This window comes from Streptomyces palmae (assembly GCF_004684805.1).
In the GTDB taxonomy this organism is placed as follows: Bacteria; Actinomycetota; Actinomycetes; order Streptomycetales; family Streptomycetaceae; genus Streptomyces; species Streptomyces palmae.
Genome location: NZ_SRID01000254.1, coordinates 1 through 10,243, shown reverse-complemented (window position 1 = coordinate 10,243; position 10,243 = coordinate 1). Strand labels below are relative to the sequence as shown.

Sequence of the window (10,243 nt, the reverse complement as noted above, 5' to 3'; positions counted from 1 at the left end):
GCCTTGGGGCGTATCGAGGTGGCAGAGTGCGGGGGAAAGGCGGTGTGGAGCGATGACGGATGTGGCGCGGACGGGCAGGGGCGATGGGGATGAGGCGGGTGGTGCGGGGGAGTCCCGGCCGGTCGGGGTGACCGAGGTGCCGAGGGCGCGGGACTGGCGGGCGTCGGCCGGGCGCCACGCACTGCTGCCGCTGCGGGTCTTCCTGGGCGTCACCTTTCTCTACGCCGGCCTCGACAAGCTCACCACCTCGGGCTTCTTCGCCTCCTCCGGCAGCGGATCGATCGGCGAGCTGCTGCACTCGGTGCGCGATGCCTCCGCCGTGCCCTGGCTGGTCGATCTGGCCCTCAAGGCCCCGGCCGGCTTCGGGTACGCGATCGCCTTCGGGGAACTGGCGGTCGGCATCGGCACCCTGCTGGGCGTGCTGACCCGGGTGGCGGCACTGGGCGGTGCGCTGATCTCCCTGAGTCTGTGGCTCACGGTCAGCTGGCAGGCCGAGCCGTACTACTACGGCAACGACCTGGTCTACCTGATGGCCTGGCTGCCCCTGATCCTGGCGGGCGCGCCGCTCCTCTCCGGGGACGCGCTGCTGGCCAGGCGTCGCCGCACGCCCAGGTCCTGAGGTACGGCCCTGTGCGGGAGCACCCGTGTCACCTGCGGGCGTTGCGGCGGCGTATCCCGTAGGCCACCCCGGAGACCACTCCCGCCAGGGCCAGTCCTCCGCAGAGGACCGGGACGATCACGAACCACGGGATGTCCCACTTCCCGCCCGCGTCCATCGCGTACAGCAGGCAGGCGCTGAGCGTGGCGAGTGCGGCGACCAGCTTGCCCGGCTCGAAGTCGTGCCGCTTCATCGGCGAACCACCTCCACCTGTCCGATTCCCACGTTGAGCCGCAGATCCAGCGTTCCGTACGCCGGGCGGCCGCCGGTGTCCGAGCCCTTGACCGGCTCCAGGGTGAGGGAGCGGTCGCGCAGCGGGGAGATGTCGTAGTCGTCGTCGGAGTCGCCGGGCAGGCGGATGTCGCCCAGGCCGACCTCGATGTCCAGCTTCACCCGTACGTCGCGCGGCACGGTGACCCTGAGCCGTCCCGCGCCGATCTCCGCCCGGGTGCGCACCGTCTCGCCGGGTTCGGGGTGCACCGAGGCCAGTTGGAGCTTGCCCTCACCGGTGCCCAGTGAGTACCAGGTGTGCACCGCCGCCGCACTGGCCGGCTGCCAGGTGCGGTGCTTCCAGTCCGCGGTCACCGATTTGGGCAGGGCGGCGGCCCCGCCCAGCAGGGCACCGGTCAGCAGCACGGCGAGCACCGTGCCGGTGCCGGTACGTCCCCATACGCTGCTGATCAGCATCCCGAGGCCGAACACGCCCAGCGCGGCGGCCAGACCGATCTCCAGGCTGGTGCCCAGCGGTACCCGGTGCCAGGAGCCCCAGATGCCGGCGGTGGCGGCCAGCACCGCGACCAGGAAGGTCCAGCCGCCGATGGAGACCCGGTCGTCCAGCATCGGCCGGCGGCGGTCGCGGCCCTTGCCCCGGCCGCGCGGTTCGGTGCCGTCGGGCGTGTCCGTACCGTCGTCCGGGCCCCACAGATAGCCGGTGCCCAGGTGTCCGGTGGTGCCGTCCTTGAAGATGGGATCCCGCCACCAGGAGGGGCTGCTGAGGTCGGGCGGGGCCTGGGTCTCCGGCGGGGCGCCGTCGATCCCCTTGGCCGGGGCCGGTGCCGCGGCCGTGGACTGCGCGGTCGCGGGGGCGGCCGGGCCCATGCCCGGGGCGCCCTGCCGGCGGTGCAGCGACCAGTACGCGGCACCCACGGTGGCCAGCGTCAGCATCATGGAGAAGGCCATCACCCCGCCGCGGTTGATCATGGACAGGAACAGCCCGCAGCCGACCAGGGCGCACAGCACCGCGGTCAGCGCGCTGCCCTCGACCCGTCCGGACAGCAGCCTGCGGCCCTCGTTCTCCTCCTCGCCGTACTGCGGGATGAGCAGCCAGCAGAAGCCGTACACGACCAGACCGAGGCCGCCCGCCGGACCCAGCACCGAGAGGGCCACGCGGAACACCACCGGGTCCACACCGCAGTACTGGCCCAGACCGGCGCACACTCCGCCGATCATCCTGTGCTCGCGGCTGCGGCGCAGCGGCGAGCCCGTGGTTGACGTTCCGCCAGGCCCGGTCGCCGGGCCGCCGGACGTGCCCGGGTCGCCGGTTCCGGACGGTGGCGGCGTGCCCTGCCCCAGGTCGTCGGCGACGGAATGTGCATCGGTCATACATACATGGTGACAAGCGCCGCGCCCGCCGTGTATCCGGTGTCCACCCTGGGCCTTCCCTGAGATCGACCCTGAGGCTCCGGCGGCTATCGTGTCGTGTCGAACACATGCGGGGTCGGGGCGGAGGGGACGCGGTGTCGGACGAAGGGCGGTTGATCGCCGGGCGGTACCGGCTGTCGAAGCGGATCGGCAGCGGGGGCATGGGCACGGTGTGGCTGGCCGAGGACGAACTGCTGGGCCGCCGGGTGGCGGTCAAGCAGTTGCACATCTCCCCGCACCAGTCCGACGACGAGTTGGCCACCCTGCACGAGCGCACCCGCCGCGAGGCGCGCAGCGCGGCCCGTATCACCCATCCCAACGTGGTGGTGGTGCACGATGTGGTGACCCATCAGGGGCTGCCCTGCATCGTGATGGAGTACGTGCCCTCCACCACGCTCGCCGATGTGCTCAAGGAGGGCCCGATCACGCCCGCCGAGGCGTCCAGGATCGGCCGCGGGATGGTGGCCGCGCTGCGCGCGGCGCACGCGGCCGGGGTGCTGCACCGGGATGTGAAGCCGGGCAACGTGCTGCTGGGGCAGGGCGGGGACGGCGAGAACCCGGGGACCGGCGGTGGCCGGGTGGTGCTCACCGACTTCGGTATCGCGATGGCCTCGGGCACCTCCACCCTCACCAAGACCGGTGAGGTGGTGGGGTCCATCGACTACATCGCCCCGGAGCGGGTCAAGGGGCGCAAGCCGGGGCCGGCCTCGGACCTGTGGGCGCTGGGCGCCACGCTGTACCAGGCGGTGGAGGGCCGGCCGCCGTTCCGGCGCACCACGGCCATGGAGACGGCCTACGCGATCGCGATGGACCCGCTGGAGCCGATCCACCGGGCGGGTCCGCTGACCGGGCTGATCGAGGCGCTGCTGGCCAAGGAACCGGAGGACCGGCCCTCGGCGGAGGAGGTGGAGCGCGCGCTGCGGGCTCCCGCCTCGGAGTCCGAGACCAGGACGCTGCGTTCGCCGTTCACCGGCAGCACCCAGGTGCTGGAACCGGGGACGCTGCCCGGGGACGCCGATGCGGAGGTGCCGCCGGAGGGGCCGGAGCCGCTGCCCGGGGAGCCGTCCGACGGCGCCGAGCCGCCCGTCGAGGAGTCGGCCGACGGCGCCGAGCCGCCCGTCGAGGAGCCGGCCGATTCGGCACCCCGGGGCACGTTCGGTCCCCCACCCCGTGGCGCGGCCGGCTCCGGGTCCCCGTCCTGGGGCGCCGTGCTGAACTCCGATGCCACTCCCAAGGTGCGGTACCCCCCGGTGCCCCCGCAGCCGGAGCCCGCCGAGCCGCAGACGCCCCAGGCCCCTCGACCGGAGGCGCCCGCCGCTGCCCCCGGCTACCCGCGGTCGGCCTCGGGCGGCCATCCGCAGAGCGTCTCCGGCGGTCACCCGCACAGCACTTCCGGCGGCCACCCGCAGAACGTCTCCGGCGGGTACCCGCAGACCGCCGCCGCAGGCCACCCGCAGGCGCCCCTGGACGGCTACTCCCAGGGCGTCTCCAACGCCTCGCCCAAGGGCGGCGCCCGCCAGGGCGGGGGCCGGGCCCGGGCCGTGCTGGTGGGCGTGGTGGCGCTGGTGGTGCTGGCCGCCGGTGGCGCGTACGTGTACCAGCAGCGGTCCGACGGCGGCGGCAAGGGCAACGAGGGCAAGGAGAAGCCGATCGACCGGCCGACCAAGCCGGGGCCCACGCGGCAGCCGTACACCGCGCCGCCGATACCCGATGGCTACCAGCTGGTCCGGGAGGAGAAGTTCGACATCGCCTTCCCGGTGCCCAAGGGCTGGTACCGGAAGAACGAGGAGAAACGGGACGAGGTCAACTACATCGACCCGAACGGCATGGGCAACATCAAGATCAATGTGATGGACTTCGCCGCCACCGACCAGGTCACGCACTTCGAGGAGGTCGAGAAGCAGTTCCAGGTCGACTATCCGGACAGCGAGCGGCTGCGGCTCCAGGCGACCGAGTTCCGCGGCCAGAAGGCGGCGGTCTGGGAGTTCAGGTTCAAGGGCACCGCGCGTGAGTGGCGGGCCATCGACCTCGGTTGGGGGCGGCCGGGCGGCCGGGAGTACGCGCTCTACCTCTCCGCGCCCAGCAGCGACTGGGAGCGCTACCGCCCCATCTTCGACCAGGTCAGGGACGGCCTGCGGCTGCCCGAGGACGAGGACTCCGGGTCCGGTCAGGGCTGAACCCTGATGTTCCCGAACCGCTGACATGTGACGATCTGGGTTATGGCCGCAACCACTCCGCGCGCCGGTACGCATCCGGCGCCGCCGCCCCTCCTGCCCGAACCGCCCCTGCGCAAGCTGTACCGCAGCGCCGAGGGGCGGATGTTCGGCGGTGTGGCGCGCGGGCTGGCCGGGCACCTGGGGCTGCCGGTGTCCTGGGTGCGGGTGGTGTTCGGGGCGCTCTTCCTGGCCGAGGGCTTCGGCGCCGTGGTGTACGCGCTGCTCTGGTTCGTGGTGCCGCTGGGCGTGGGCGGGGTGGTGACCGAACCGCGCTCCGCCGAGGGCGCCGCGGCGGACGGCCGCAACCGGCGGCAGTTCTCCGGCCGCCGCCGGGACAAGGGCCAGGTCCTGGCCCTCATCGCGCTGGTGGTCGGCGCGGGCGTCTTCGTGGAGAGCTTCGAACTCGGCCGCGTCAACACCTACATATGGCCGCTGCTGCTGATGGCCGCCGGTGTCGCCCTGGTGTGGCGGCAGGCGGACAACGCCCGGCGCGCCGAGTGGGTGGAGCTCAGCCGCAGCAAGCGGGTGCTGCCGGTGGCCCGGATGGCCGCCGGGGTGCTGCTGGTCGGCGCCGGGGTCACCGGCATCGTGGTCATCCAGGGCTCGGCCCGGCACCTGGGCGCGGTGCTGCAGGCCGCCCTGGCGGTGATCGTGGGGGTGGCGCTGCTGATCGGCCCGTACGTGGTGCGCCTGGTGCAGGACCTCTCCGCGGAGCGGACGATGCGCATCCGGGCCCAGGAACGGGCCGAAGTCGCCGCCCACGTCCACGACTCGGTGCTGCACACCCTCACCCTGATCCAGCGGCGCGCCGAGGACTCCCGCGAGGTGGCCCGGCTGGCCCGCGCCCAGGAGCGGGAGTTGCGCGCCTGGCTGTACAAGCCGGCGGGCAGCGCCGAGGAGGAGCCCGAGGAGCCGGACACCCTCGCCGAGGCGGTACGCCGCACCGCGGCCGAGGTGGAGGACTACCACGGGGTTCCGATCGAGGTCGTGGTGGTGGGCGACTGCCCCTTGGACGAGCGGCTCGGCGCCCAACTCCAGGCGGCCCGGGAAGCGATGGTCAACGCCGCCAAGTACGGTGGCCAGGGCGGGACCGTACAGGTGTACGCGGAGGTCGAGGGGCGTACCGTCTTCGTCTCGGTACGGGACCGGGGCCCCGGCTTCGACCTGGACGCGGTGCCGGACGACCGGATGGGCGTACGCGAGTCCATCATCGGCCGGATGCAGCGCAACGGCGGCACCGCACGACTGCGGTCCGCGCCCGACGGGGGCACGGAAGTGGAGCTGGAGATGGAGAGGGCGGCGGAATGACGGAGACCGGAGCCATGGCGGAGACCGGGGACGCGCAGCGCCGGGTACGGGTGGTGCTGGTGGACGACCACCGGATGTTCCGCACCGGTGTGCAGGCCGAGATCGGCCACACCGAGCGGACCGGGGTGGAGGTGGTCGGCGAGGCGGCCGATGTCGACCAGGCCGTCACCGTCATCCACGCCACCCGCCCCGAGGTGGTGCTGCTCGATGTGCATCTGCCCGGCGGCGGCGGTGTCGAGGTGCTGCGCCGCTGCTCGGCGCTGACCGGGGCGGTGGAGAATCCGGTGCGCTTCCTGGCCCTGTCGGTCTCCGACGCCGCCGAGGACGTGATCGGCGTCATCCGCGGCGGTGCGCGCGGCTACGTCACCAAGACCATCACCGGTACCGATCTGATCGACGCGGTCTTCCGGGTACGGGACGGGGACGCGGTCTTCTCGCCCCGGCTGGCCGGGTTCGTGCTGGACGCCTTCGCCTCCACCGACGCCCCGCCGGTCGACGAGGACCTGGACCGGCTCACCCAGCGCGAGCGCGAGGTGCTGCGGCTGATCGCCCGCGGCTACGCCTACAAGGAGATCGCCAAGCAGCTGTTCATCTCGGTCAAGACGGTGGAGAGCCATGTCTCGGCGGTGCTGCGCAAGCTCCAGCTCTCCAACCGCCACGAGCTGACCCGGTGGGCCACCGCCCGCCGCCTGGTCTGACGGCGATGGACGCGCCCATCCGGTCCCGGGTGTCCGCGTACGCGCTGGCCACCACGCCCGGCCCGGACGGCACCGCCGGCCCGGGGGAGCGGATCCTGCTCACCCGGCTCGCCGAGTCCTCCCCGGTCTTCGCCCCCGGCCTGTGGCACCTGCCCGGCGGGGGAGTGGACCCCGGGGAGCAGCCGGCGGACACCCTGGTCCGCGAACTCGCCGAGGAGACCGGCCTGCGGGTGCTCGACGCCCGGCTGCTGGACGCCCGCGGCTACACCGCCCACCGGCTGGGCGTCAGCTGGCATCTGGTCGCCCTCTTCTACCGGGTGGTCCTGTCCCCGGGCGATCCCGCGGTCGTCGAGAACGACGGTTCCACGGCCGAGGCGGCCTGGCTGCCCCTCGCCGACCTCACCCCCGCCATCCTCTCCCCGGCCGCCGCGGACGGCCTGCGGATGCTGGACGGAGCGGCGGGACGCGCCCGCTGACCGGGCGCCGGTCGGGCGGCTGAGGCACGCGGCCGGGCCGCCACCCGGCCCGGACTCCCGCGGGCCGCCCCACCTCCGCCGCGCCGAATGGGCATGCCTCAGGGCAGGTCGCGGCGGCCCCACCAGTTGGGGCGCATCGGCACCCCGTCGTCGTACCGGTCGTCCGGCGGCCCCGGTGCCGGGGGTTCGGCGGGCGGCGCCTCCGCCCCGGCCTGCGGCTCCTCAGGCGGCGGCGCGGCGGAGTCGTGGAGGAGCCTGGCGACCGTGAAGCGGGTGCTGAACGACTGCCAGGAGCCGTCCTGGACCAGCAGGAAGCCGTCCCCGTCCTGGAAGAGCCGGCTGCGCTTGGGCATCCGGGGATGCTCCGGTACGTGGCGGCGGGCGCGCTTCTCCAACTCTGCCATGGCGTCCTCCCGCGTGCCGATCACATGCGCCACCACATGCGTCTCGGTGTGCTTGCGCTCGGCCACGCCCACGGTCGTCTCGACGATCAGTCCCCAGGTGGTCACCCGGCGCTCCCCTCCGTCGTCGCCGTTCGGTATCCGCCGTCAGCCTAGGACCACCCGGTCTGCGAGGGCGCCCGCGGGGGCACCGGTGGCACGCGGCACGCGGCACGCCGCACCCCGCACAACCGCACCCCGCAGGCCCATGACCAAGGGCCGGTCAGCTCGCCATGGTGTTCTTCGCGAGTTCGTAGGCCGGCAGCATGCCCTCGTGCTCCTCGCCGTCCAGGCCGCCCAGGTGCAGCACCGTGATGCCGCGCGAGGTCTTCAGGGCCACTGCGTGCTCCTGCTTGGTCTCGTCCAGGAGCTTGCTGTACGACTCGTAGACGACCTCGACGGCCGGCAGGCCGGCCTTGCCGCCCACCGTGATGTCGCGGTACGTGGGCTTGCGCACGTCCCCGACGACCGGGGCGGCGAGCCAGCCCTTCAGCACCTTGCGCGCGTCGCCGCCGCCCGCGGTGGCCGGGGCCGTCCACACCCGCAGGAAGCCGATGTGCCCGGCCGGCTTGGCGTCGATCTCACAGGCCAGCCGGGTCTCACCCTGGGTGGAGAGTTCGGCCAGCGGGTCGTCGGCGTCCACCGGCTTGACCGCCTTCGCCTTCCACTGGGCCGCGAGGGCGAAGGTCACCGGCAGGCGGCAGGGCGAGCCCGCGGCGCCGACCAGGCGGCCCGAGGACGGGGAGGTGGGCCGGGCGCCGGGCGTGACCTTGTCGAGCCCCTTGCCGTCGGTCCCGGGGACGTACGTGCCGGAGAACTCGACGTCCTTGTCCTTGGCGTGCCCGCTGCTCTTGCCGTGCCCGCTGCCGCTGCCGCCGGACGAGCACCCGGTGAGCGCCGCCCCGGCCACCATCGCCGCGACCGCAGCGACCGCCGCGCTCATTACCGCTCCACCGGATCTCCGCCCGATACCCCGCATGCCGCCGTTCCGTCCTTCCACCCGCGCCGCCCTGAACCGCGAACCGCGCGGCACGAACCGCGAACCGCGAACCGCGAAATTCAGCCATGGGAGACGATGTTCGAAAATTCGCCGCAGCATATACGAAGGGTGGGTTTCGTCCGGGACCCCGTTCCGCGGTTCGTCCGGGAGCGCCGTGCCCCGGGCCGGACGGAAAACCCGCTGCGGACGCCGGGCTTGGAGGGCAATACTCAAGCGCGTGTTCCTGACGATATCCACCACCGGCACCGTTGACCGCCCCGCCACCGACCTCGGGTTCCTGCTGCACAAACACCCTGACAAGGCGCAGCGGTTCTCGACCTCGCACGGCACCGCGCACGTCTTCTACCCGGAGGCGACCCCCGAGCGCTGCACCGCGGCGCTGCTGCTGGAGGTCGACCCGGTGGCGCTGGTCCGCCGAGGCCGGGGCAAGGGCGCGGCGGGCGGGTCGGTGCACCCCTCGCTGGCCCAGTACGTCAACGACCGTCCGTACGCCGCCTCCTCGCTGCTGGCGGTGGCGCTCGGCTCGGTGTTCTCCAGTGCCCTCAAGGGGCAGTGCAAGGCCCGTCCGGAGCTGGTCGGGCAGCCGCTGCCGCTGCGGCTGGAGGTGCCCGCGCTGCCCGCGCGCGGCGGCGCGGAGCTGGTGGTCCGGCTCTTCGAACCGCTGGGCTGGACGGTCACCGCCGAGCCGATACCGCTGGACGAACACTTCCCCGAGTGGGGCGACTCGCGGTACGTCCGGCTGGTGCTGGAGGGCGAGCTGCGGCTGTCCGAGGCGCTGCGCCAGCTGTACGTACTGCTGCCGGTGCTGGATGACGCCAAGCACTACTGGGTGGCCTCCGACGAGGTCGAGAAGCTGGTGCGCTCCGGCGAGGGCTGGCTGGCGAGCCACCCCGAGCAGCAGCTGATCACCCGCCGCTTCCTGGCCCGTCGCTGGTCGCTGACCCAGGAGGCGCTGGAGCGGCTGGAGTTGGTCAGGCTGGCCGAGGCGGACGACACCGAGGCGGAGGACCTGGACAACGCGGTCACCGACGCCCCGGACACCGACCCGGACACCGACACGGACACCGACCCGGACACCGACCCGGACACCGACACGGACCCGGAGGCCGGCCCCACCGCCGACCCGGACGCCACCGGCACCACCTCCGGCGCCGAATCCGGCGATGGCCCGCAGGGGCTGCCCGAGTCGGCCGAGCGGCCGGTCTCGCTCGCCGTGCACCGGCGCGAGGCGATCCTGGCGGCGCTGCGTGCGGCGGGGGCGAGCCGGGTGCTGGACCTCGGCTGCGGGGAGGGCCGGCTGGTGGCCGCACTCCTCAAGGACGTGCGGTTCACCGAGGTCGTGGGTGTGGACGTGTCGGTGCGGGCGCTGCGCATCGCGGCCCGCAGGCTGCGTCTGGACCGGATGTCCGAGCGGCAGGCGGCGCGGGTGAGGCTGTTCCAGGGGTCCCTGGCGTACACCGACGGCAGGCTCAAGGGCTATGACGCGGCGGTGCTCAGCGAGGTCATCGAGCACCTGGACCTGCCCCGGTTGCCCGCCCTGGAGTACGCGGTCTTCGGCGCGGCCCGCCCGGCGACGGTCGTGGTGACGACCCCCAACGTGGAGTACAACGTGCGCTGGGAGAGCCTGCCGGCCGGGCGGGTGCGCCATGCCGACCACCGCTTCGAGTGGACCCGGGAGGAGTTCCGCCGCTGGGCCCGCGAGGTGGCCGAACGCCACGCCTACACGGTCGACTTCCGCCCGGTGGGCCCCGAGGACCCGGAGGTGGGCCCGCCCACCCAGATGGCCGTCTTCCACCAGGCCCAGCC

General features: G+C 73.5%; 10 protein-coding genes. 6 read left to right on the top strand and 4 right to left on the bottom strand.

Annotation, left to right across the window (positions count from 1 at the left end):
- Window positions 1-52 precede the first annotated feature (52 nt).
- Window positions 53-619, top strand: coding sequence for a DoxX family protein (locus tag E4099_RS22710; protein WP_135340959.1), 567 nt, complete (start codon window positions 53-55; stop codon window positions 617-619).
- A gap of 28 nt (window positions 620-647) precedes the next feature.
- Here the strand turns inward: E4099_RS22710 and E4099_RS22705 are convergent, their stop codons facing one another.
- Window positions 648-851 (bottom strand): hypothetical protein, encoded by a 204-nt coding sequence (locus E4099_RS22705; RefSeq protein WP_135340958.1) that lies wholly within the window; start codon window positions 849-851, stop codon window positions 648-650.
- Window positions 848-2,260: a PspC domain-containing protein gene (locus tag E4099_RS22700; RefSeq protein WP_135340957.1), complete on the bottom strand. Its 1,413-nt coding sequence runs from the start codon at window positions 2,258-2,260 to the stop codon at window positions 848-850. Before E4099_RS22700 ends, E4099_RS22705 begins: the two co-directional genes overlap by 4 nt.
- A 134-nt stretch (window positions 2,261-2,394) precedes the next feature.
- On the opposite strand from E4099_RS22700, the gene E4099_RS22695 reads away from it, so the two are divergent.
- From E4099_RS22695 to E4099_RS22680, 4 genes are read left to right on the top strand one after another with little or no spacing between them, the layout of a single operon-like run.
- Complete coding sequence (locus E4099_RS22695; protein ID WP_135340956.1) at window positions 2,395-4,476, top strand: serine/threonine-protein kinase; 2,082 nt, start codon at window positions 2,395-2,397, stop codon at window positions 4,474-4,476.
- Window positions 4,477-4,518: 42 nt separating this feature from the next.
- Window positions 4,519-5,823, top strand: a complete 1,305-nt coding sequence (locus E4099_RS22690) for an ATP-binding protein (RefSeq protein ID WP_135340955.1) — start codon at window positions 4,519-4,521, stop codon at window positions 5,821-5,823.
- The gene (locus E4099_RS22685) at window positions 5,820-6,521 is read left to right on the top strand and encodes a LuxR C-terminal-related transcriptional regulator (protein WP_209446696.1); all 702 of its coding nucleotides are present in this window, start codon (window positions 5,820-5,822) and stop codon (window positions 6,519-6,521) included. The genes E4099_RS22690 and E4099_RS22685 overlap by 4 nt, the downstream gene beginning before the upstream one ends.
- A gap of 5 nt (window positions 6,522-6,526) precedes the next feature.
- Window positions 6,527-6,997 carry an NUDIX hydrolase gene (locus E4099_RS22680; protein ID WP_135340954.1) on the top strand — a complete coding sequence of 157 codons (471 nt, stop codon included), beginning with the start codon at window positions 6,527-6,529 and terminating at the stop codon, window positions 6,995-6,997.
- A gap of 98 nt (window positions 6,998-7,095) precedes the next feature.
- On the opposite strand, the gene E4099_RS22675 is transcribed toward E4099_RS22680, so the two are convergent.
- Entirely contained in the window at window positions 7,096-7,506 is a 411-nt protein-coding gene (locus E4099_RS22675) for a hypothetical protein (protein ID WP_167828450.1), read from the bottom strand.
- Window positions 7,507-7,660: 154 nt separating this feature from the next.
- A complete protein-coding gene (locus E4099_RS22670; protein ID WP_245245091.1) occupies window positions 7,661-8,380 on the bottom strand; it encodes a lipoprotein in 720 nt (239 codons plus the stop codon).
- Between the two features lie 274 nt (window positions 8,381-8,654).
- On the opposite strand from E4099_RS22670, the gene E4099_RS22665 reads away from it, so the two are divergent.
- On the top strand, window positions 8,655-10,243 hold a 1,589-nt coding region (locus tag E4099_RS22665; RefSeq protein WP_135340952.1), incomplete at its 3' end, for a 3' terminal RNA ribose 2'-O-methyltransferase Hen1.

Excerpts from the sequence above, each read along its gene's own strand:
- E4099_RS22710 (WP_135340959.1), top strand. The coding sequence starts at position 53 with ATGACGGATGTGGCGCGGACGGGCAGGGGCGATGGGGATGAGGCGGGT.
- E4099_RS22705 (WP_135340958.1), bottom strand. The coding sequence starts at position 851 with ATGAAGCGGCACGACTTCGAGCCGGGCAAGCTGGTCGCCGCACTCGCC.
- E4099_RS22700 (WP_135340957.1), bottom strand. The coding sequence starts at position 2,260 with ATGACCGATGCACATTCCGTCGCCGACGACCTGGGGCAGGGCACGCCG.
- E4099_RS22690 (WP_135340955.1), top strand. The coding sequence starts at position 4,519 with ATGGCCGCAACCACTCCGCGCGCCGGTACGCATCCGGCGCCGCCGCCC.
- E4099_RS22685 (WP_209446696.1), top strand. The coding sequence starts at position 5,820 with ATGACGGAGACCGGAGCCATGGCGGAGACCGGGGACGCGCAGCGCCGG.
- E4099_RS22680 (WP_135340954.1), top strand. The coding sequence starts at position 6,527 with ATGGACGCGCCCATCCGGTCCCGGGTGTCCGCGTACGCGCTGGCCACC.
- E4099_RS22670 (WP_245245091.1), bottom strand. The coding sequence starts at position 8,380 with ATGAGCGCGGCGGTCGCTGCGGTCGCGGCGATGGTGGCCGGGGCGGCG.